The 22,288-nt window shown below is 67.5% G+C and carries 19 protein-coding genes and 1 pseudogene; 10 read left to right on the top strand and 10 right to left on the bottom strand.

Features of this window, described 5'->3' with window-relative positions; translation table 11 throughout:
• Nucleotide 1: 1 nt before the first annotated feature.
• Entirely contained in the window at nucleotides 2-1,141 is a 1,140-nt protein-coding gene (dndA, locus tag AC0I8G_RS21220) for a cysteine desulfurase DndA (protein WP_471731706.1), read from the bottom strand.
• Between the two features lie 80 nt (nucleotides 1,142-1,221).
• On the opposite strand from dndA, the gene dndB reads away from it, so the two are divergent.
• The 4 genes from dndB to dndE are packed head-to-tail and all read left to right on the top strand — an operon-like array spanning nucleotide 1,222 to nucleotide 6,292.
• Nucleotides 1,222-2,367, top strand: coding sequence for a DNA sulfur modification protein DndB (dndB, locus tag AC0I8G_RS21215; RefSeq protein WP_471731705.1), 1,146 nt, complete (start codon nucleotides 1,222-1,224; stop codon nucleotides 2,365-2,367).
• A gap of 38 nt (nucleotides 2,368-2,405) precedes the next feature.
• Nucleotides 2,406-3,965: a DNA phosphorothioation system sulfurtransferase DndC gene (gene dndC, locus AC0I8G_RS21210; RefSeq protein ID WP_471731719.1), complete on the top strand. Its 1,560-nt coding sequence runs from the start codon at nucleotides 2,406-2,408 to the stop codon at nucleotides 3,963-3,965.
• The gene (dndD, locus tag AC0I8G_RS21205; RefSeq protein ID WP_471731704.1) at nucleotides 3,952-5,931 is read left to right on the top strand and encodes a DNA sulfur modification protein DndD; all 1,980 of its coding nucleotides are present in this window, start codon (nucleotides 3,952-3,954) and stop codon (nucleotides 5,929-5,931) included. Before dndC ends, dndD begins: the two co-directional genes overlap by 14 nt.
• Nucleotides 5,921-6,292 carry a DNA sulfur modification protein DndE gene (gene dndE, locus AC0I8G_RS21200; protein WP_471731703.1) on the top strand — a complete coding sequence of 124 codons (372 nt, stop codon included), beginning with the start codon at nucleotides 5,921-5,923 and terminating at the stop codon, nucleotides 6,290-6,292. Before dndD ends, dndE begins: the two co-directional genes overlap by 11 nt.
• A gap of 45 nt (nucleotides 6,293-6,337) precedes the next feature.
• Here dndE and AC0I8G_RS21195 read toward each other — a convergent pair whose 3' ends face one another.
• From AC0I8G_RS21195 to AC0I8G_RS21155, 9 genes are all read right to left on the bottom strand, one after another.
• A complete protein-coding gene (locus AC0I8G_RS21195; protein ID WP_471731702.1) occupies nucleotides 6,338-6,799 on the bottom strand; it encodes a DNA phosphorothioation-associated protein 4 in 462 nt (153 codons plus the stop codon).
• Nucleotides 6,799-8,859, bottom strand: a complete 2,061-nt coding sequence (locus AC0I8G_RS21190) for an AAA family ATPase (RefSeq protein WP_471731701.1) — start codon at nucleotides 8,857-8,859, stop codon at nucleotides 6,799-6,801. Before AC0I8G_RS21190 ends, AC0I8G_RS21195 begins: the two co-directional genes overlap by 1 nt.
• Nucleotides 8,856-9,008 (bottom strand): hypothetical protein, encoded by a 153-nt coding sequence (locus AC0I8G_RS21185; protein WP_471731700.1) that lies wholly within the window; start codon nucleotides 9,006-9,008, stop codon nucleotides 8,856-8,858. Before AC0I8G_RS21185 ends, AC0I8G_RS21190 begins: the two co-directional genes overlap by 4 nt.
• A gap of 14 nt (nucleotides 9,009-9,022) precedes the next feature.
• The gene (locus AC0I8G_RS21180; RefSeq protein WP_471731699.1) at nucleotides 9,023-10,984 is read right to left on the bottom strand and encodes a DEAD/DEAH box helicase family protein; all 1,962 of its coding nucleotides are present in this window, start codon (nucleotides 10,982-10,984) and stop codon (nucleotides 9,023-9,025) included.
• A gap of 185 nt (nucleotides 10,985-11,169) precedes the next feature.
• Nucleotides 11,170-13,293 carry a sigma factor-like helix-turn-helix DNA-binding protein gene (locus AC0I8G_RS21175; RefSeq protein WP_471731698.1) on the bottom strand — a complete coding sequence of 708 codons (2,124 nt, stop codon included), beginning with the start codon at nucleotides 13,291-13,293 and terminating at the stop codon, nucleotides 11,170-11,172.
• A gap of 951 nt (nucleotides 13,294-14,244) precedes the next feature.
• Nucleotides 14,245-16,671, bottom strand: a complete 2,427-nt coding sequence (locus AC0I8G_RS21170) for an FtsX-like permease family protein (protein ID WP_471731697.1) — start codon at nucleotides 16,669-16,671, stop codon at nucleotides 14,245-14,247.
• Between the two features lie 46 nt (nucleotides 16,672-16,717).
• Nucleotides 16,718-17,392 carry an ABC transporter ATP-binding protein gene (locus AC0I8G_RS21165; protein WP_471731696.1) on the bottom strand — a complete coding sequence of 225 codons (675 nt, stop codon included), beginning with the start codon at nucleotides 17,390-17,392 and terminating at the stop codon, nucleotides 16,718-16,720.
• A gap of 62 nt (nucleotides 17,393-17,454) precedes the next feature.
• Nucleotides 17,455-17,688, bottom strand: a complete 234-nt coding sequence (locus tag AC0I8G_RS21160) for a DUF3040 domain-containing protein (protein WP_471731695.1) — start codon at nucleotides 17,686-17,688, stop codon at nucleotides 17,455-17,457.
• 112 nt (nucleotides 17,689-17,800) lie between these two features.
• Nucleotides 17,801-17,974 carry a hypothetical protein gene (locus AC0I8G_RS21155; RefSeq protein ID WP_471731694.1) on the bottom strand — a complete coding sequence of 58 codons (174 nt, stop codon included), beginning with the start codon at nucleotides 17,972-17,974 and terminating at the stop codon, nucleotides 17,801-17,803.
• 94 nt (nucleotides 17,975-18,068) lie between these two features.
• Here AC0I8G_RS21155 and AC0I8G_RS21150 point away from each other — a divergent pair.
• The 6 genes and pseudogenes from AC0I8G_RS21150 to AC0I8G_RS21125 form a co-directional block, all read left to right on the top strand.
• A pseudogene (locus tag AC0I8G_RS21150) lies at nucleotides 18,069-18,464 on the top strand (nucleotidyltransferase domain-containing protein); the annotation flags it as partial.
• A 225-nt stretch (nucleotides 18,465-18,689) separates the two neighbouring features.
• Entirely contained in the window at nucleotides 18,690-19,073 is a 384-nt protein-coding gene (locus AC0I8G_RS21145) for a hypothetical protein (RefSeq protein WP_471731723.1), read from the top strand.
• Between the two features lie 76 nt (nucleotides 19,074-19,149).
• Nucleotides 19,150-19,470 (top strand): nucleotide pyrophosphohydrolase, encoded by a 321-nt coding sequence (locus tag AC0I8G_RS21140; RefSeq protein WP_471731693.1) that lies wholly within the window; start codon nucleotides 19,150-19,152, stop codon nucleotides 19,468-19,470.
• Nucleotides 19,457-21,166, top strand: coding sequence for a DNA/RNA helicase domain-containing protein (locus tag AC0I8G_RS21135; RefSeq protein WP_471731692.1), 1,710 nt, complete (start codon nucleotides 19,457-19,459; stop codon nucleotides 21,164-21,166). The genes AC0I8G_RS21140 and AC0I8G_RS21135 overlap by 14 nt, the downstream gene beginning before the upstream one ends.
• 28 nt (nucleotides 21,167-21,194) lie before the next feature.
• On the top strand, nucleotides 21,195-21,449 hold the full coding sequence (locus AC0I8G_RS21130; protein ID WP_471731691.1) for a hypothetical protein: 255 nt from the start codon (nucleotides 21,195-21,197) through the stop codon (nucleotides 21,447-21,449).
• A gap of 5 nt (nucleotides 21,450-21,454) precedes the next feature.
• On the top strand, nucleotides 21,455-22,249 hold the full coding sequence (locus tag AC0I8G_RS21125) for an HNH endonuclease domain-containing protein (RefSeq protein ID WP_471731690.1): 795 nt from the start codon (nucleotides 21,455-21,457) through the stop codon (nucleotides 22,247-22,249).
• Nucleotides 22,250-22,288 lie beyond the last annotated feature (39 nt).

Below are 22,288 nucleotides of genomic sequence, written 5' to 3'. Positions count from 1 at the left end.
CTCACACCGCGGCGAGCTGGAGCTCCTCGACCGCCTCGAGCATCGCGTCGACGTCCGTGGTCGGCTCCCCCCACCAGGACAGCCGCACAGCGCCGTCGACGCGTTCGCGGTCCAAACCCATAGCCACCAGCACATGGCTGGGCGTGTAGCTGGCGCTCGTGCACGCCGAGCCGGTAGCGATGGCCGCGAGGTCGCGCAGCGATACGACGAGCGCCTCGCTGTCGACCTCGGGAAAGGACACGTTGAGGATGTGCGGCGCGGAGTGCTCCGGGTCGCCGTTGACCTGGACACCGAGGGGGGCCAGGACCTCGAGCAGGTGCTTGCGGAAGCGCAGTGAGGCCGCGGTCCACTCATCGAGGTCTTCTCGGCGTTCGCGCGACGCTTCGAGCAGACCCATGATTAGAGCCACGGGCGTAGTTCCCGGACGCAGACCCCGCTCCTGACCGCCGCCGTACATCAAGGGCTCGAGCGGGACACGCGCCCAATTACGGCGGCGCACGACGAGGGCGCCGATGCCCTTGGGGGCGCCGATCTTGTGCCCGCTGACGCTGACGAGGTCGATGGGAGCGTGCAGGTCCTCGGGTGCGACCTTGCCGTAGCTCTGCGCGGCGTCGACGTGGAAGAAGGCCGGCGTCTGCACGAGTGCCTCAGCGATCTCACGCACCGGCTGCACGACGCCCGTCTCGTTGTTGACGTGCATGAGGGAGACGAGCAGCGTGTCGGGACGCACCCGCTGCAGCACCTGCTCGGCCGTGAAACGGCCGGTGGGCCCCGGCTGCATCAGCTCGACCTCGAAACCGCGCTCAGCGAGGTGCTCCAACGGCTCCAGGACGGCTTTGTGCTCGGTGGCGCTGGAGAGGATGTGCTTGCGGCCGGTGCGCTCGCCCTCCGCGGCGAGGCCGAGGACGGCCAGGTTGTCGGACTCGGTGGCGCCGCTGGTGAAGATCAGCTCGTCGGGCTGAGCACCGAGGCTCTCGGCCAGCTCGGCCCGGGCACCGGCGACAGCTTTCTTGGCCCGGTTGCCCCACTCATGAGTGCGGCTGCCGGCGTTGCCGAACTCCTCCTGCATGTACTGCAGCACTACAGCGCCGACGCGGTGCGACACTGGAGTCGTCGCCGCCATGTCGAGGTAGACCGGCATCGTGGACCTCCATGATCACATTTGCACGTCTTGTGGACACCCGTTGTACGTCATTCTAGTCACGTACTACAGTGTTGACCATGGCCACACGCCAGCTCGCACGTCCCGCCGCTCCCGCCGGAGCTCCTGCTGGCGGCTTCGCCGTCTCCTTTCCCGCGATGCGGGGCATCCAGGCACATCGCGAGTACTACGTGATCATGTGCCCGCTGCGGTACTTGCCGCGCCTCTTCCTCTTCGACGAAGAGGACGTGCCCGCCGACCTGCGCGCCCAGCGGACCCTCAACAAGGGGCGCCTGCCCGCGCTGGTGCAGTACGTCGTGGGCAACCGCGATGACTACGTCTTCAGCGCGCTCACCGCGAGCGTCGACGGCGAGATGACCTTCGTGCCCGTCGACGAGAACAGCACCGAAGCCCACCGCCTGGGCATCCTGCACATCTCCATGGACTCCCGCTTCCTCATCAACGACGGCCAGCACCGCCGGGCCGCCATCGAGGAAGCCATGAAGGAGGACCCGAGCCTGGCGGACGAGACGATCGCCATCGTCGTCTTCACCGACGAGGGCCTGCGCCGCTCGCAGCAGATGTTCGCCGACCTCAACCGGCACGCGGTCCGGCCGGCCAAGAGCATCGGCGTCCTCTACGACCACCGCGACGACGACTCCGGGATCGCTCGGCTCATCGTGCTCAAGTCGGAATTCTTCCGAACCATCGTCGAGATGGAGCGGAGCACCCTGTCCGCTCGGTCGCGAAAGCTCTTCACCCTGTCCGCGGTGTACAACGCCACACACCACCTGCTGATGGGCCTGCAGTACGAGAACCTGGAGCAAGCCGCGGACTACGCCCGAGAGTACTGGGAGACCGTGGCGCAGCACATCCCGGAGTGGAGCGCCGTCCGTCACGGGCAGATGCCGGCCGGCGAAGTGCGCGCCGAGTACATCCACAGCCACGGGATCGCGCTCCACGCCCTTGGGCGAGTGGGTAACACCCTCCTGCGGGAGACACCTGAACCGACCAAGTGGAAGCGCACCTTGTCCAAGCTGAAGAACGTGGACTGGGCGAGGGCCAACACGAGCCTGTGGGAAGGACGCGCCCTCGTCGGGGGCCGTGTCTCCAAGGCCAGCACCAACGTCATCCTCACCACCAACGTGTTGCGCACGTGCCTCGGGCAGCCCCTGAGCCCGGATGAGCAGCGCATCGAAGACGCCTACGAGAAGGGCCGGCTGTGAGCACCACGACCGTCAGCAAGTCGTTCGGCGGCCGCGCCATGCGCGACGTCATCACTGAGCTCACCGACGAAGTCCGCGAGCTGTACACCGCCGACGAAGTGCCGTGGGTCATCGGCTACTCCGGCGGCAAGGATTCCACCGCCGTGCTCCAGATCGTCTGGACGGCGATCAAGGAGCTGCCTCTCGAGCAGCGACGCAAACCGGTGTACGTCATCAGCACCGACACCCTCGTCGAGAACCCCATCGTCGCCGCATGGGTGAACCGGTCCCTGGAGACGATGCGCGCGGCCGCTGAGGAGCAGCAGCTGCCCATCCACCCCAACCGCTTGACCCCTGAGGTCAAGGACACCTTCTGGGTGAGCCTCATCGGAAAGGGTTACCCATCGCCGCGGCCGAAGTTCCGCTGGTGCACCGAGCGGCTGAAGATCAAGCCGAGCAACACCTTCATCCGCAACGTCGTCGCCAGCCACGGTGAAGCGATCCTCGTGCTGGGCACCCGCAAGGCGGAGAGCCAGGCCCGTGCTCGCAGCATGGAACGCTACGAGCGCCACCGCGTGCGTGACCGCCTCTCCCCCAACGGCAACCTGCCGAACAGCCTCGTGTACAGCCCCATCGAGGCGTGGACGAGCGATGACGTGTGGAAATTCCTCATGCAGCGGAAGAACCCGTGGGGACACTCCAACAAGGACCTGCTGACGATGTACCAGTCGGCCAGCGACGACTCCGAGTGCCCGCTCGTCGTCGACGACACCACGCCCAGCTGCGGGGACTCCCGCTTCGGCTGCTGGACGTGCACCCTCGTCGAAGAGGACAAGTCGATGACGGCGATGGTCCTCAACGACGAGGAGAAGGCCTGGATGGGTCCGCTCCTCAACCTGCGCAACAAGCTCGACCCGTACGGCGGCTCCCGCACTAAGCCGGGCGACGCAAAGCGCGACGAGCTCCTCGGCGCTGAACGTGAGCGTCGCGACTTCCGCCGGATGGGCGGGCACGTCACGCTCTACCTCAACCACAAGAGCGAGCACACCACCGTCCCCGGACCGTACAAGCAGGACGTGCGTGAGGAGTGGCTGCGCGACCTGCTGCAGGCTCAGCAGGTCGTCCGCGCCAAGGGACCGGTGGACGTCCGTGAGCTCGAGCTCATCACCCTGGACGAGCTGCACGAGATCCGTCGCATCTGGGTCTTCGAGAAGCACGAGATCGAAGACCGCCTCCCCCGCATCTACGAAGAGGTCATCGGTCAGCCCTTCCCCGGGGGTCCGCTCGATGAGCACGTGGCGCTCGGCGCTGACGACGTCGACATCTTGCGCGAGCTGTGCGACGGCGACGACCTCCACTTCGAGATGACGCGCTCGCTCATCGCTGTGGAAAGGCAGTTCCGCACCATGGCGCGACGCGCCGGTCTCTTCGACGCCCTGGAGAAGTCGGTGCGCCGGTCCTTCTACGACAGCGAGGAGGATGCCGCCCAGCGCGGGCGCCTCATGCTTGAAATTCGTGAGATCCGCAAGGGCAAGGTGTCGCCTGAGCAGCTCACGATGAGTGCGGTCGACGACACGCAGGACGACGTGGCGGGGGGCTCGCTCGATGCAGCTCACTGAGTTGGTACTGCACAACTACGGTGTCTACAAGGGCAAGCAGGTCATCGATCTACGCACCCGGCCGGGCAAGCCGGTGATCCTCATCGGTGGCCTCAACGGCGGCGGAAAGACCACTTTCCTGGACTCGTTGCAGCTGGTCCTCTACGGCAACCGTGCGCGCCTGTCGAATCGCGGAAAGCAGAGCTGGGAAGACTTCCTGCGCGCCAGCATCAACCGCGACGTCCCGGGTGAAGAAGGTGCATCCATCGGACTCACCTTCACCGTCGACGTCGAGGGGGCCGAGCGCACCTACCGCGTCGTGCGGACGTGGAACACCTCCGGCAAGGCGATTCGGGAGTTCGTCAACGTCTTCATCGACGACAAGATCCAGCCGGCGCTGTCCTCGACGTGGGCAGACCATGTCGAGGAGCTGCTGCCTCTCGACATCGCCAGCCTCTTCTTCTTCGACGGGGAGAAGATCGAATCACTCGCCGACCCGGAGACGGCGTCGACCGTGGTCGAGACCGCGGTCCACTCCCTCCTGGGCGTTGGAACGCTCGACCAGCTACGCACTGATCTGCTCGCTCTGCAACGTCGCCAGACCCCACCGACTGGCGACGAAGCCTTGGATCGGGAAGCCGATGAGCTGCGGGCGGCGGTGGAACGGATGCAGCAAGATGACGAGCTGGACGTCCAACGCGCCGCCGCGGCCGCCAACGAAACCGCCGCAGCCAGGCGCGAGTTGGAGCAAACCACACGAGCTTTCGAGAAGGACGGCGGCGTCCTCTACGAGAAGCGCAAGCAGTTGGAGGAAGAGCGCCAGCGTTCCGCGGGGGCGCTGGACGACGCCCGTCAGCAGCTGCGCCACCTGGCCGAGGGAGCGCTACCCCTAGCTCTGGTGCACGCTCAGCTTGACGAGCTCCGCGAGCAGGCTGCTGCAGAAGATGTGGCCCAGCGCAATGCCCGTCTCGTTGAGGAGCTCGAGTCGCGCGATGCCTGGCTGCTGGGGCAGCTGTCCGCGACGGCCGCCAAGAAGCTCAGCGCAGTGCTCGCTGAGGAGCGGCAGCAGCGGCTCACTCACGCCGCCGAACCCGTTGTGCTGGGCCTCGACGAAAGCACCCGCCAGCGCCTCACCGAGCTGCCTGTCGTGCTCGAGCAGGAGCGCAAAAGTGCCGAGGCGATGCGTACGCAGAGCCGAGACGCCCACGAGCAACTCGAACACCTCGATTCCCAGCTGGCCGGCGTGCCGGCCGACGACGTCATCGCCAGCCGGCTACAAGACCGCGAGGACGCACGCCGTCTAGTGGTGCGCCAAGAGGAGCGCGAGCGCGTGCTCGTAGAAGCACGAGCAAGTCGCCGCCAAGAGCTGGAGGGTCTCAACGCCCGCCTTATGTCGGTCGAAGCCGCTCGACGTGAGCACGCCGTCAAGGGCCAAGACGTCCGCCGCGTGCTGGAGCACACCGGGCGCGTGCGGGATACCCTTGCCGCCCTCAAGCAGCGGCTCGTCGCCAAACACATCAGCAAGATCGAAGTAGCGACCCTCGAGAGCTTCAGCCAGCTCATGCGCAAGGAAGGGCTCGTCCAGGACCTGCGCATCGACGCGGGAACGTTCGCCGTCACCCTCGTCGACCGCCATGGAGAAGAGCTGCCAGCCAGCCGTCTGAGCGCGGGCGAGCGTCAGCTGTTGGCCATCGCCCTCCTGTGGGGTCTCGCCAAGGTGGCGGGGCACCGCCTGCCCGCCGTCATCGACACTCCCCTGGGGCGTCTGGACAGCAAGCACCGCGAGCACCTCGTGGATCGCTACTTCCCCGCAGCTGGCACCCAGGTGCTGCTGCTCAGCACCGACGAGGAGATCGACGAGTCGCTGCTGCATCGGCTCGCCCCGTCGATCGCCCACACCTACGTCCTCGACCACGACGACCAGCACCACCAGACCACGGTTCGTCCCGGGTACTGGTGGAGCGTGGAGGAAGCTCATGTCGCTTGAGACAGTCCGCCTCTCTCAGCAGGCGAAGGATCAGCTCAGCCGGCTGAAGCGCCATACCGGCGTCAAGCAGTGGAACGTGCTCTGCCGGTGGGCGCTGTGCACGTCGCTGGCCGACGCGAGCATGCCACTCGTCCGGGAGGTCGTCACCGACTCCAACGTTGAGATGACGTGGAAGACCTTCGGTGGTCAGTACGCCGACGTCTACCGCGCGCTCGTCGTCCAGCGCGCCCACCGCGAGCTCGGGTCGGTCGACGAGGACGCTCTGCAGCGCACCCTCAACGCGCACCTGCACCGCGGCATCGGCGCCCTGGCTGGAGACACGACCCGGAGGTCCATCGAAGGACTGGTCCAAGCCGCCTGAGGCAGGCGTGGGCCGGGGTGAGGAAGGTCCTCCCACCCCGGCGCACTACCAGTCGACAGCCTGCAGGAGGTCGCTCACCGAAGCAGCGTTCTTCGTCCTCGCATCAGCCAGGCTGTCGACCACCAACGTCTGCACCAGCACGTCGAGCGGCTGGTGCCGGATGTTCATCTGCTCCTGCAGGTAGTCCAAGCCACCGTTGGCGTACTCCGCGAAGACAGCCACACGCTCACCGAGGCGCTCGCCGTCCAAGATCTCAGCATCGTTCTCGTGCGTGACCGCGGCGATCATGTTGATCAACGTGCTGGCGAACGCGGGTTCGACCATGGTCTCGTACCGGATCGGTTCACCAGCATTCGAGAACGGCGACCGTCGGCCTTCTGCGATGCCGAGAGCGGCTGCGAAGAGGAGGGCATCGCGCATCGTCGGGAAGCCGGCATCTTCGCGCATGCGCGCCAGCAGCAGCTCGTGATCAGAAGGGCGACGCACTCGGACGTCGTACTGCACCATCAGTCCACCACCTTCAGTTCAGCCCAGTCCTCGTCCGCGGCGTTCTCGATGTACGGGGAAGTGGTTCCCAAGATGTCGATGCCCTCCGATTGGCGGCTGGTGTTCGTCGAATGCGTGACGATGACGCCGATGTGGTTGGTGTGTACCCGAAGCTCACCCAGCACCTGACCCAGGCCCTGGCTCTTCGAGACGAGGACCACGAGCTGCGGAGCTAGACGAGCGAGCGCCTGCGAGACGTCCCGCTGGTAGTTCTGGTCCAGCGACCCGAAGGCAGCATCCATGACGATGGGGTACTGCCCCCAGTCCGCGCCAAGGTCCTCCTCTGCGTGCCAGGCACCGCGACTTTGACGCGCAACCGTCGACACAGCGGCGACGAACGACAGGCTGAGGATTTGGTTCTCCCCCGTGGACTTGGCCACCGGCACGAGCCCGCCCTCCACCTCCTGGAAGAGTCCCAGCTCGAAGCTCTCGTCGAGCACCGGCACGAAGGGGCGTGTCGTGATGCCGGCGAAGACCTCACGCACCTCCTTCTCCAGCTTCGACCGCATCTCGCGCTCCCGAATGGCGAGAATCTCCTGCAGCGCGCTGTGGACCCGCCTGACCATGGCGATCCGTTCGCGCGCCAACGCAGCGGACTTGTCCACCACCTCCGCCTTCTCCAGAGCAGTGATCTCCCGAGCGAGTTCCCCCCGGGTCTCGATCAACCGGCCTTCTTCTGCACCAATCTTGCGATTTCGATCGGCGATGCGGGTTTCCAGATCGGCCAGCTTGGCGTTGAGGTTGCGCACCTCCTCCAAAGGAAGGTTCCCCATCTTCAGGTCCAAGTCCTGCAAGCGCTCCTCGAGGGTGCGCACCGACTCTGACTGGCTATCGATCAGATCGATGGCCTGCGCGACCTGGGAGCGCAGATCGCTACGCGTTCCCGAGAGCTGAGACAGCTGACCTTCCAGCTGCTGCCACGCGGCTTCGACTTCGGCCAAGCCCGCCTTCATCCGCCACTCGTGAACTCGTCGCCAGGGGTCGGAGCCCTCGTGCAGCGGCGTACCGCAGATGCACGCCTGGTCGGTCATCAACGAATCGACGAAGTCCCGCTTGAGGGGCGCCGGCAGGGCACCCTTCTCGTAGAGGTTCTTGGCAATCGTGGCCGTGCGATCAGCGACCGGACCGACGAAGGCGAGGAAGCCGCGTGTCGCCAGCAACAGCTTCTTGTCCTGGACAGCTTTCTCCCGCGCAGCACGCGTCCGGATGAGTTCAGCCTCGACGCGCTCCCGCTCTTCTTGGAGCGGGCGCGCCTCCTGGTGCTGACGGAGGAGGTCCCTGACACCGTCAGCCTCAGCCTGGATTTGCTTGAGGTCCTCCCGGAACACCTCGAGACGCTGCTCAGCTTGATCGCGCGCGTCTTCGAGATCCTCGATCCGCTTCTGGATCTCCGCCGCCTTCTCGCCACCGTGCTTGCGCAGAGCAGCCGCGAGCTTCCGCTCCACCGTCGGCAAGTGCTGCAGCGCCCGCTCGACCTGCGTCAATCCCAGAAGAGCTCGCACGTCCTTCTTTACATCCGCGTACGCTCCCTTTTGGGCAAGCTTTTCGATGCGTTCACCGTTGAAGAAGAAGAAACGACTCATCTTGTGCGGAAGAATGCTCTCGATCGTCGGCTGTGGCGTGCCGATCTGAGAGCTGACCCCTGCTTCGTCGGTGACCCACGCTTCGACATCACCAGCGACAGCAGGCTGCTCGTCCGCTTCCTTGCGCACCACCGCGGAGCGGCGAACACGGTAGGACGACCCGTTGTGATCGAATTCAATCTCCACCGCAAGAGGAACTTGCTCCCCCGCTGAGGCCCGGCGCCAGACCACATCGGTGATCAATCGTTCGCGCACCTCGACGTCCTCCGTGAGCTGCCCGTAGAGCGCCCAGATGAAGGCGTTGAGCAGGGTCGTCTTCCCCGCGCCGTTCGCCCCGAAGATGAGGGTGACCGGCTTGCCGCTGTCTCCCCGCAGGGGAAAGCTTTGCCGACCCTTGAACTGCCGGAAGTTCTCAAGGGTGATGTTGGCCAGCTTCACGGCATGATCTCCTTGACGACGCCGACGATGTCGTCGGTCAGATCGCTCTGCACGTGCAGCCGCGCCCGTTCCAGCTCGAGCACCCGCTTCAACAGCAACATCTCCTCAGGGCTGAGCTCAGCGAGCACATCGCGTTCCGTCTTGCTCACGTCCACCTCCGTCATCACAGGTCCAACAGCTGGAAGCGCTGCTTCAAAGGCCGCAGCGCAGCGAGGGCTTCGCCGTAGTTGTCCGCCAACTTCCCGAACTCGGCGGCGCGAGCGAGTTCGCGACTCATGAGCGCACGCTCCGCTTCTTGGGACAGGGAGTCGTGCGGTTGCGGCACGACGATGTAGTCGTAGATCTCCGCGTGCTCTTTGCCGGGGGCGGGCCGCAGGATGCGACCGCGCCTCTGGATGAATTGCCGGGGATTGCTGCTGCTCGCCAAGAGGTAGGCGACGCGTGCGCCGGGGATGTCGACACCTTCGTCGAGGCAGCGCATTGCTGCCAGTACTTGCAGGTCACCACCTCGCTCGAAGCGCCGCAGCAGCGTGCGTCGCTCGCGCAGCGACGTCTCAGCGACGTACTTGCCGACACGCAGCTGCAGATTCCTCCCCACCAGAGCCACCACCTCGTCGATCTGCGACCGGGCGTCCGACACCTCCCGGAGGAGCGGCGACCGTCCCTCGGCGCAGTAGACGAGCTGGAACCACTCGTCACGTCGACGACCGAGGTCGACCTCCAGGAGGCTGCGCTTGCCGACTGCATGACCGAGGACGCCGGCACGTTCCCTCAGCAAGTACCCCAGGGGTGATGCCGTGTCGTCGACGGACTCACCGGCCCTCATCAAGGTGCCGATCTTGCGGGACAGCTCGGCGTAGAGGGTGGTCTCGTCGTCATCGAGCTCCACCACTCGCGGCAGGTAGCGGTACCGGCACAAGGCGCCCATCTCGATGGCCTCTCCGAGGCCCAGCTCGTAGATGACCGGGCCGAAGTAGTCTTCGAGCGCAGCCGTCCCCTCGTCGTCGAACCACCGCTCGGGTGTCGCCGAGAGGGCCAACCGGTACGTGGCTACCTCAGGTAGTAGAGCCCGCATGCGGGCGGATCCCATGTGGTGGGCCTCATCGGCGATGATCAACAGGGTGAGGTCGAGACGGGACAAGATCTGTTGGAACTTGTCGAGGGCGAAGGAGTCGTTGGTCGCCACGAGGACCACAGAGGCGCGCGTCCCCAGACGAGCCGCCGCGAGGGCTGTCTCGACCTGCCGTACCCACCGCTCACTGGACTGGTAGATGCCGATGGCGGCCACCCCGAAGTCGTCGACCTCGGCGATCCACTGGTCCACGAGGTTCTGGTACGGGGCCACGATGAGTGTCACGAGGGGTTGATCGTCGCGTCGGTGCGTTGCAGCGACGACGCTGGCAGCGAGGAGCGCGGTCTTCGTCTTACCGGTCCCGGTCGCCATCTTGAGGATGCCGCGACCGCGGCCAGCCAGCCAGGCCGTGACCGCGGTGCGCTGATACTCCCGGGGGGTGAGCCACGCAGGTCGACGCAACACAGCAGCCGTGTCGTCAGCACCTCCCGAGTCGATGACGAGCGCGTCATCGCGGCCGTCGAGTCCATCCGCTCCGGGGCGGGTGCTGAGAGCGATCAACTGATCCTTCGCGACGTCTGGGAAGGTGACCACCTCGAGTCCCCGCGTGGCGTTCGACCACAGCGAGTCGAAGTCCTGGACGATGCGGATCGCTCGTTCGCCATCTCCAGGCAACCAGGAGCGGTAGACCTCGACCGTCTCGAAGTTGGCGACCATGCCCCCCGCGGTCTCGTTCGAGCTGCCCGTGAAGGCGACCACGTCGCCCAAGCGGTCGCGCAGGTAAGCGATTTTCTCGTGGTAGATGCCGTGGCGAGAACCTTTGCTGACGAAGGCGAGCTTGATGTCGAGCTGACCCCGTGCGATGAGTCGCCCGAGGTAGCCCAGCCCGTCGAGCACTGCTTCATCATCGATCGCTGCCAGCTCCCGAGTGGCGGCCCGGCTGACGACCTCACGAATCGAGTACCCCTTCTCGATGTCGGCGATGTCTTCCAGCTCGAGTTGCGGAGATGCGATGAGACGAATCCGATGGCCGGCATCGACGAAGCCGCTCAACCCTCGCGAGACCAAGGCGAGGCTCGTCGACGTGAAATACCCGACTGCTCGGTTGTACTCGGTAGCAGTGCTGAGGAGCGGAACGTAAAGATCACGGACGACGTCACTTCGATCGCTTCGGTAGTTGCCGTGCAGGCCGAGAGACCTGAAGGACGTCGCGGAAGCGCCTGGCGTGTCAACTGCATTCACAGCAGGTCCAGGATGTCATCGATGTTGGCGCTTTCGGAGACCTTCGGCGCCGGCTTCTCTCCGCTGGCTGCCTGATGCGCCTGGGGCAGCAAGTCGGCGATGTCGTGATCCCCGCGACCCGTGACGGTGTCAAAGAGACTGGCCCACGTGGAGTCGATCGGGTTGTCCAAAGCCTCCGCGAGTGCTTGTCGCGCATCGAGGGCATCAGGCTGGCCAATCAATCTCTTGATCGTCAGCTCAGCATCGCCGTCTGCCGGCAGTTCGACACGCTCGACGTGGAACGTCGACTCGGAGAAGCACCCGAGAACGACATCGCCAGGCTTGCTGTCGAGCGCCATCAAGTAAGCCCTGATGGAGCCGCACGCCGGCTGCTGTCGCGTCCAGCTGAGACGTACGTCTCCCGCTGTCCCCGAGAGCACCCAACGCTCTCCTGGCGGAACACCCAATGCATCGACCAGGCCCACACCAACGGGGAACCCGCTACCCCGCAGGTGGTCGTCGGTCACCGTGAGGCGCAGCAAGACTTCAGAGCCTCTGCGGTAGACCCGCCGAGGAAGCGGCCGCGACCGGGGCTTCACGTCGTCCGCATCCTGGAAGCGAACGATGCCCCGCTGTACGCCGTACGGACGAGACCGTGCGTACGCCTCAACACTGCTCGCTGCGACGTCGAAACGCGACGTCACTTCGGCCGTGAGAGCGTGGAGCGACATCTCTCCGTCGTGCTGCCTGAGCAGATCGCCGATCACCTCACGAACGCTCGTATACTCACTCAATCCCCAGCTGGTCAATGCCCAGAGTTTCCTGTCCACTCGTGCGAAGCGCTCATCGACGGCTAGAGCATTGCGGATGGAGCCGATGGATTGCGGCATGTCAACCGCTTCTTTGATCTCCTCAACACTTGCTGGCTGCTCAAGCACTTGCAACGCCAGGGCGGCCAAGTCCTGCGCACTGCCTCCGCCAGTGAGGACGTGGTCGCGAACGACCCGCAAGCCGCACGGTCCGATGATCCACGACAAGGCATCCGATCGGTCCCCGTTGACGATGCTCGCGTAGTTCTCCTCGATCCAGGAGACGGGAACCAGCCCGGACGGCGCACCGGAGGTCAGGATCTCCTTGGTCTGCGAGATCGCCTCCGAAGCGTTGACGGGCAGGAGCCAATCACTTTCGACGACGAGATGCGGAGAAACGGCATTGAGGACTCGCCACACCGGCTGATCGATGCGGTAGACGCTATCGGTCAAGGAAGGTAGCTGGGTCAAGACGGTTCGCAGGGGTGTCGGTCGGTCGACCAGGTCCTTCATCGCTCGCGTCAGCTCCAGCAGCTTGCCCGATGCCTCGAAGTGGTGGACGAGCTCCTTCAGGACGTTTCGCTCGAGTTGCCGAATGCGCTCACGCGATACTCCGTGGCGCGCGCCGATGACTTCTAAGGTGTCCGGCTCGAGGCTGATCTTCCGAGCACTGAGGACATCGAGCTCCCGGTCAGGAAGTGGCCCGAAGAAGAGGCCCAGCTCATCAGCGGGTGTCATCACCTGATCCGCTGGCACGAGCTCGGATGGCGTCATCGCACTGAGGCGCTGCCGTGCTCCATCGATCTGACGAATGCGGAAGGAAAGATCGCTGGTCAGAATCTCGTCGCTCGACCGTCCGACGAAGTGCAGCCATTCCGCCAGCTCCAACACCTCATGCTGGGCCTTCGCGGCAGGCGAGTCTTCGAGGGGCCGCGTCGTCTTCACTTCGGTAGCCGACGAAGCCTGGATCTTCCTCGACTCGCGAGGCATCGGTGGGATCTTCGCCACCAACGACGCCGGGTCACCCAACCCTGTGAGCACCCCAGCAGCGACGATTCGCCAAGCCCCATCAGCGCCGAAGTCAGGTATCTCCCACAACTGCCGTGGCGACAATTCACTCACGTCGAGCACGTCCACTAGGTGGTTCGACGAGAGTGCTCGGCGTTGATCGTCGGTCAGCGGTAGGTCGTCGAACGCCATCGCGGACGATCGGATACCCGGCAGAAGGTCAGCGATGCAGTCATCGAGCGCCTCAGCGAGGATCGTGCGTGAGACATCAGCAGCCAGCACAAGACGTTCCTCGAGAGCCACGTCACTGAGCCAGCGGTCCATGAGGTCGCCAGCACGTCGCGGTAGGACAGCCCTCCAGTAAGGACTGGAGAGAGGACTCACGTCTCGGACACGGCGCGGACGGCGCGGGTGTCCCAACCACAGCATCGCCATGACCATTGGAGTGACGTGGGGGCCGAGGAGCGGCATGTTAGGGGATACGGGGTGTCGCAGGGGCTGAGATGCCTGCGCCGATGGATCGACTGCCGCATGCTGCGCACCATGATCAGGTGTCGCAGCAGGCGGTGTGGGATCAGTGGGAGCCGGCACAGGTGCCACGTCATGGACGTAGCGCTTGCCCCACACGAACGCCCTCGGCAGCAGACGCTTGAGGGGCGCGATCTTCTCGTCCGACATCTCAGTCCAGTGCCGTTCTTCTCCTGCTTCCGCGACCTGCCACTGAAGCGCCGTCACCTATTGCCTCATCGCACCGTACGACGTCCAGCGGCGTCCGTCAGCTACTCAGCTGAAGCCAGGCGATGCCACTCGATCGACGCAGCAGAGCTTTGGGGCTCTGTACTTCAACGGCACATCCATGGGTCAACTTCACACGATGAGCCGCAGACTCCCCAAACGGACGCATGTCGAGCCTGGCAGATCGCTAACGGAGAAGAGTGCGACGCGACTCATGTCGATCGCAGCCCGGGCAGAACTGCACGGACGGCTGCGGCGCCGCCTGGCCTCGCCTGGGCCGGGAGGATGCTCTGACTAGCGAGCCGGTACGCGACCCCCAGCAAGTCAGTGCGCGGGGCCTGGCCGCGAGCAGGGCGGCGAGGCGAGCGCCCCTCGTGCCCGCTCTGCAGCCCCTCCTGCACGTGCCGCGGCGGGACGTCGTGGACGGCCCGGCCGCGGTCACGTGCGTCTGGAAGCAGACGTCGAACTGGATGATCTACGCGACCTGTCCGACCTGCCGATGGACCGACTTGCGGGGGAATTGCCCACGACTGGTGGCCCTCAGGCCCGGCGCAGCGTCCGCCGGGCCGACAGTTCCACCGCCGGCAGCGCGACCGCCACCACCACGACGACCGTGGCCACCGGGAACCACCAGGGCCCCGCCGCCCAGGGGCGGCCGAGGAAACCCACCCCCAGTATCGCCAGCGGGACCACGGAGACGGCGATCCCGGCGAGCACCGCGGCCGCGGCGAGCCAGGTGTTCTCCCGCCGCACCGCGCCCCGGACCTGCCGGGGGGTGGCGCCGGCGTGGCGCAGGGCCTCGAACTCCCCGCGGCGGGCCGTGGTGGAGGCGACGAGGGTGTTGACCACCCCGAGCAGCAGGTACGCCACGAGGATCCCGAGGACGGCGAAGTTCAGCACCGTGACGGCCGGGACGGCGGTCGACGTGGTGGTTCCCGCGAGTTCCACCCCCGGGCGGTCGCGGAGGACCGCGGCCAGCGCCCGCTCGGCCGCCGCGCCGTCGGTGCGCACTAGCAACCGGTCGGGGAGGCGTCCGGACGTGTGGTCCCGCACCAGATCCGCCGGCAGCGCAACCTCGCCGAGCCCCCCGCCGCGGGAGTGGACGGCGACGACGCGGACCGTGACCGACGTCCCGTCGCCCAGCCGCAGCGGCACTGAACTCCCCACCCCGACGTGCAGGGACCGGGCGGCGTTCTCGCCCAGCGCGACGGTGGCTCCGGTGAGGTCGTCGAGGGTTCCCGCGGTGACGCCGAGGTCGAGGACCTTCGCGGCGCCCGGGCCCAGGACGAGCGCGGGTTCGGCCTCCACCTCGGGGTCGCCCAGCACCGTCCGTCCCAGCACCACGCTCGTGTCGCCGACGGTGGCCGCGCGGACCCCCGGGACGGCGGTGACGGCGTCGAGCAGGTCGTCCCCCACCCCGCCGACGGCGGTGACAGTCCGGGTGCCGGCGGTCGCCGCCGCGGTGTCGCGAGTCGCGGCGGCCAGGACGGTCGTCTGGGTCAGGGTGTAGGTCAGGGCGAACACCACCGTGGCCGTCAGCGCGGTCGTCGTGCCCGCTGACCGCACGAGGTTCCCGCGCAGGTTCTGCACCGCCAGCCAGGACGTCACCGAGCGGTGCGCGCTGCCCCGGCGGAAACCGCCGCGACGGGCGAGGAGTTCGCTGCCGCGGCGCAGCAGGTCCGGCCCGGCCAGGGCGATCCCCACGGCCGCGACCATGCCCGCGAGCGCCGTGCCGGCCGCGGCGTCGAGGGTGCCGGAGAACAGCGGCGGCGCGGCGAGGGGGATCGAGGCCGCGACGAGGAGCAGGCCGACGAGCGTCTTGGTGCGCGAGGGCGTCCGGGGACCGGAGGTGGACTCGGCGAGGACGTCGGCCAGCGGGGCGCGGGAGGTGCCCCGTGCCGCCCACCGGCCGGTGCCCTGGGCGATGAGCGCCACGATGAGCAGGGCGGCCAGGGCCGGGAGCGGGCTGAGGACGAGCGGCAGGTCGGGCGGGACGAGGCCGCCGGTGGCGAGCAGGTCCAGCGAGCGCCCGGCGAGGAGGTACCCCAGCAGGATCCCGGGCAGCGCGGCGGCGGTCCCGACGAGGGTGGCCTGCCCGGCGACCAGGGACCGCACCTGCCGCGGGGTGGTGCCGACCGCGCGCAGCAGCGCAAGGTCCCGCCGCTGGGTCGCGACGACGGTGCCCAGCGCACCGGCGACGACGAGGCCGACGACGACCAGCGGCACCCCGCCCATCGAGGAGGCGAGGATCACCAGCGTGCCCCGCTGCGCCGCCGCGGACGGCAGGGTCGCGTCGCCGCGGGCGGCGCCGGTGGCCACGACGAACCGCGTCCCGTTGTTGTCACGGGCGAGCAGGGCGCGGACGGCGGCCGCGACCTCCGCGGTCCGCCCGTCCTCGGCCCGCACTCCGACGAGGTCGGCGCGCCCGGGACCGGTGACGGCCCCGGCGGCGGCGTCGTCGAGGAAGACCCCCGTGGCGGGGGCGGCGACAAGGGCGGCGATCCGCGCGGGGCGCTCCCGGCCGTCGACGCGCAGCGTCACCTCCTCTCCCACCCGCACTCCGGCCGCCGCGGCGACGTCGGCGGCGAGCGCGACCCCGTCGCCGTCGAGGGCGGGGGGCGTCTCGTCACCGCTGAGGGTGGCGGAGGACTCCCCGTGGCCGCGGGTGGCGACGACCCGTCCGCCGGGGCCGACCACCGCGACCGGGAACGACACGTCCGCCACAGCGGCCCGGACACCGGGGACCTGCGCGAGCCGGTCGGCGAGAGCGGCGGGGACACCGACCCGTTCGGGCAGGGCGACGTCGACGTCCTCGGCCGTGGGCAGGGACTGCTCGGCGGAGACGACCACGTCGGCCGCGGCGAGCCGGCCGACAGGCAGGTGGGAGCGGACCCCGGTCTCGGCCAGGACCCCGGTGGCGGTCAGCAGGAGCGCCGCGCCGAAGAGGGCACAGGCGACGGCCACCATGGCGGGAACGCGGTGGCGCAACAGGTTCAGGCACAGGCGCAGCGCGTCAGTTCCCCTCCTCGTCGGCGGTGCGGTCCTCGGTGATGCAGCCGTCCTCGACGACGATCGTGCGGTGGGCACGGGAGGCGGCTGCGGGGTCGTGGGTGACCATGACGACGGTCTGCCCGAGTTCGGTGACGAGGTCGCGCAGCAGGTCCAGCACCGCGGCGCCCGTGCGCGGGTCCAGCGCCCCGGTGGGTTCGTCGGCGAAGACGACGGCGGGGTCGGTGACCAGGGCGCGGACGATGGCCGCCCGCTGCTGCTGACCGCCGGAAAGTTCCGCCGGGTGGTGCCCGAGCCGGTCGCCGAGCCCGACGCGGTCGATGAGGCGGTGGACCCGTTCGACGTCCGGGGCCCGCCCGGCGAGTCGCAGCGGCAGGGTGATGTTGTCGGCGACGGTGAGCGCGGGCAGCAGGTTGTAGGCCTGGAACACGAACCCGAGGCGGTCGCGGCGCAACCGGGTGCGGGCCGTCTCGCCGAGACCGGTCAGGTCGGTGCCGGCGAGGGAGACGCGGCCGCTGGTGGGGACGTCGAGGCCCGCGGCGCACTGGAGCAGCGTGCTCTTGCCGGAGCCGGAGGACCCGGTGACGGCCAGGAACTGCCCTCGCGGAACTCGCAGCGAGACGTCGCGCAACGCGACGATTCCCCCGGGGTGGGCGCGGGTGACGTGGTCCAGTTCCACGGCAGGAGGTTCCGCCAGGACCGGGGCCGGGGCGGACCGCCGGACCTGCTGCGGGAGCGCGGTCACCGGCGGGACCGGCGGGCGGTGACCAGGCCGACAACGCCGGCGAGGGCGAGCACCCCGCCGGCGACGCCGACGGCGAGCGGCAGCGTCCCGGCCGAGCCGGCGACGTTGACGAGCAGGCCGAGGACCAGCAGGACCCACGCCCAGACCGGGCTGCGTCGGGGCCGGGGGCCGACCGGTGGGACGGCTGCGTGGCGGTCCGTAGGGTTCTCGAGCGCGTAGGGGTCCTTCACGACGACTCCTGGGGACGATGGGGTGGTTGACCCGTCCATCGTGGTTTCCACGGTCGGCCCATCCCATCCCCTCGGCTACCGGATCAAGGTGGTGCTGGCTGTACCCCGCGGCTCAGTACCCCTGCTGCTTCAGCACCGTCAGGGACGGCTCCCGATCCCGCTCGATGTGCGCGAACGCCAGCGCCTCAGCCATCCGCTCGTCCCCACGGGTGACGGCGGCGGCGAGTTCCACGTGGTCGTGGAAGGCGTCGTGGACGTCGAGCTTGGAGGTCTGAATCGCCGTCATCGACACTATTGTGTCAATGACAGCACTTTAGTGAAGATGGTCAGGAGGATGACGCGTGGACTGAACCCAGCCGTTCAGCACCCTCTTCCCACCGGTGCAGGCTGCTGCCCTGCGCGCCCTGTGGCGGCGGACCACCCCTCTGACCGGGAGCGAGGTCCACCGCGCCAGCGCCACCGGCTCGTACCGGGGAACCGCAGCAGCCCTCGCCCGGCTCGTTGCGCAGGGCCTCGTCGAGGCACGGCAGGTCGGGCGGGCGTGGGAGTACCGCCTCAACGAGGACCACCTCGCCTTCCCGGCCCTCGCAGCCGCCTTCGAGGTGTTCGCGCCCCGGGCTGACCTCGATGAACGCCTCCGTTCACTGGTCCGCGAGCACCTTCCGGACGGGGAACCCTCCCTCGCCTACTTCGGATCCTTCGCCCGCGGGGAGGCGAAGAGCGACAGCGACATCGACCTGCTGCTCGTCCTCCCCGAGGTCACGCCCGCCGATGCCGGCGACCTCCTCGTGGACGACCTGGAGAACAGGGCCGCCGCTGGACGGGCAACGAGATCCAGGTCTACGCAACACGTTTGCCCGACATTCGTCGAGCCGTCGAGCAGGACGACCCCATCGTCGAGAACTGGCGCCGAGACGCCATCTCCATCGTCGGCCCCTCAATCCAGCAGCTGCTGGAGGCGACCCCGTGACTCCCCGCTCGTGTCCCCATGGATGCAGCCCATGGCGCCCGCCGAGGTTCGCGTGCGCGCCGAGGCGGCTCGCAAGTTCCTCGAGGTCGCGCGCATGGTCGAAGATGACACCTCCGACCCGGCCCTGCCGCGGGGCGTGAGCGCCCTCGCGGTACTGGCCGGTATCGCCGCGAGCGACGCGATCTGCGGACACGTCCTGAAGGAGCAGCCGCAGGGTCAGGACCACCAGGAGGCTGTGCACGTGCTCGGCAGCATTCGGGCGGCCGAGGACCTCGCCATCGCGCTACGGCGGCTGCTCAGCGACAAGTCCACGTCGCAGTACGGCACGACGTACATGACGGCGAACAAGGCCTCCGCCATGGTGCGGCTCGCTAAGAAGCTCGTCGAGGGGATGGATCAGCAGCTACGCTCGTAAGGTCACCGCGCAAGCGAGGCGCACGAGGGGCGGGGCAGGTAGCGACGACCTCGCCGGCCCGATCTAGGATCCGATCATGGTCAGGACGACGGTGGTGGAGCAGCTGCGGGAAATGGTGGCCGAGCGCGACTGGGCTCAGTTCCACACCCCCGAGAGTCTCGCGAAGAGCATCGCCATCGAGGCGGGCGAGCTGCTGGAATGCTTCCAGTGGTCCTCCGAGGCCGACCCGCAGCGAGTGCGGGGTGAGCTGGCGGACGTGCTCACCTACTGTCTCCTCCTCGCCGACGCACTCGGCACGGACGCAGACGCCGTCGTCCTGGACAAGCTCGCCGAGACCCGGCTGAAGTATCCGGTCGACAAGGCCCGGGGGCGGAGCACCAAGCATGACCGACTTTGAGATCCAGCAGTTCACGTTCTCCGGTACGGACCTCAAGGCGTGGCAGGCGCTCGACGGGCGGCACCGCAACTGGCCGGTCGTCTACACCCTGGACGGCGCAGGGAAGATCTACGTTGGCGAATCACTGAACGCCGCCGGGCGGTTCAAGCAGCACCTCGACACCGCGAAGAAAGAGCTGCGACACGCCCGCGTCGTGCTGGACCCGACCTTCAACAAGTCGGTGTGCCTCGACCTGGAATCGCACCTGATCCGCTGGTTCCACGGCGACGACAGATACCAGGTCCTCAACCGGAACGACGGGATCACCGACGCCGACTACTACCGTCGCTCGACGTACCGGCCCACCTTCGAGGCGATCTTCGACGAGCTGCGCGAGCTGGGTGCGTTCAGCCGCTCCATCAAGGAGATCGAGAACACCGACCTCTTCAAGCTGTCGCCCTTCAAGGCCCTCACCCCGGAACAGGCGATCGCCGTTGAGGACATCCTCTCGGGATTGTTCGACGACCTCGAGCGCGACCGGTCCAGTCGCATCGTGATCCAGGGCGATCCTGGAACCGGTAAGACGGTCGTCGGGATCTACCTGATGAAGCTTCTGAGCGACATCAAGAACGCCGACCTGAGCGAGCCCGTCGACAGCGACTCGATGCTCTCCGAGTTCTTCGTCGAGGGCTACCCGCAGCTCTTGCGGGACTTCCGGGTCGGCCTGGTGGTGCCACAACAGTCCCTGCGCGGCTCGATCCGGAAGGTCTTCAAGAAGACGCCCGGCCTCGGCCCTGACATGGTCATCACGGCCTTCGAGGCCGGTAAGGCGGACGACATGTTCGACCTGCTGATCGTGGACGAGGCACATCGCCTCAACCAGCGGGCCAGTCTCGGCTCCGGTCCCCAGAACGCCGACTTCCGCGTCGTGAACGAGAAGCTTTTCGGACACGACGACCTGGAACTCACACAGCTCGACTGGATCAACAAGATCAGCCGGCATCAGATCTACCTCGTCGACGCAGCACAGGCGGTCCGCCCCTCCGACCTTCCGCGAGCGGCTCTCAACGCCCTGGTGTCGACGGCACACACGGCGAAGCGGCACTACCGGCTCACGTCCCAGATGCGGGTCAGAGCCGGATCCGACTACGTGGGGTACGTACGCGGGGTCCTCGACGGCTCAGTGACGAAGCGGCAGGGGTTCGACGGCTACGACCTCCGCTTCTTCGACAACATGCAGGACATGCGAACGGCGGTCGTCGAGAAGGACGCGTCGCACGGCCTCGCTCGCCTTCTGGCCGGCTACGCCTGGCCCTGGGCGAGCAAGAAGGACCCCGAGGCCTTCGACATCGTCGTCGACGGAGTCGAGCTGCGGTGGAACAGGACCCAGGTCGACTGGGTCGACACGCCTACGTCTCTCGACGAGGTCGGCTCGATCCACACCATTCAGGGATACGACCTCAACGTCGCCGGCGTCATCATCGGCGAAGATCTGCGATTCGATCCTGAGAGCGGACGGGTCGTCTTCGACAAGAAGAACTACTTCGACGCCAAGGGAAAGCAGAACAACGTCAAGCGCGGGATCACCTACTCCGACGAGGAGCTCCTGCAGTTCGTCAGGAACATCTACGCGGTACTGCTGACGCGGGGAATCGCGGGGACGTACGTCTACGTCTGCGACGAGCCCCTGCGGGAGCACCTTCGCCGGTTCTTCTGACGTGCGAGGGCCATCTGCAGGAGACACCGTGGACCCGCTCGACCTCGGCGCCCGCCTTGCGCAGCTCATGGCGACGGGCCGACGCGCCTCGACGTACAAGCTGGCGACCCTCGACGCCCTCGTCCAGCACTGCTTCGAGAACCCGGTCTCCGACGATGCGGTCCTCAGGGTGCCGATCCGTGACCTCGCGTCCCGGGTGGTCGAGGCGTACTGGCCCCGGTGCGGGTCTTCGGGGAACACGGGGTCCTGCGGCAGAACGAGCAGTCCCGCGCGGGGACCGTGACGATCGTGGACACCATCAGGTCCTTGCGCAGCGGAGCCGAACAGCGGGGCCTGTTCTCGGTGGCCCAGTTCAAGGAGGCGGCCCTGCAGGAGTGGGCGACGACGATCCGGCGCCTCTCGATAACGCTCGCGCAGCAACCCCTCTTCGCCCTGCAGAGGACGGGTGGGCGCGAACCGGGAACGGCCTTCCTCTACGACGACTCGTGGCTGAGCAAGAAGACGACCGTGTCGAGCCTCGACGCTCACGACTGGTCGATCACGTTGTTCCCCGGGGTCGCGTCCGCGATAGCCCGGGTGTCCCCGATGCTGCAGCCGGTCCTGCAGCAGTGGTGGGTCGACGACGTCCAGCGTCACAACAGCGCCGAACTCGAGATCCCCGACCTGCGCGCGTTCCTGTTCGACGCGAACCGCGCGGGCGTCGCGCGCCTCGCTCCCGGTCTGCGGGAGTTCCAGCAGAACCGCTGCTTCTACTGCAGGCGAACGCTGCCCGGGGCGGTGCACGTCGACCACGTGCTGCCGTGGTCGAGGGTCGCCATCGACGGGGTGCGCAACCTCGTCCTCACGGATCCGCGCTGCAACGGGGACAAGCTCGCGACGCTGCCCGTCGTGGACCACGTGCGGGACGTCCTGGCTCGCTCCGAGGTGGACCTTCAGGCCGTCGCGGCCCCGCTGCGCTGGCCGGTCGAGACCGAGCGGATGCGGAACGCGGCGCGCGGGTTGTACCGGTCGACCGGCCCGGGCTCACCGTTGTGGCGGGCTCCGGGGGTGTACGACTTCCACGACGGGACGGTTGTTCCGTGACGGCGGTCCCGGCCTGGTGACGCGAGCTCAAGCCGCCGG

This window comes from Kineococcus sp. AC630, assembly GCF_979255925.1.
Note: the sequence above shows the minus strand (reverse complement) of the source record. Positions and strands in the feature narration are given on the sequence as shown.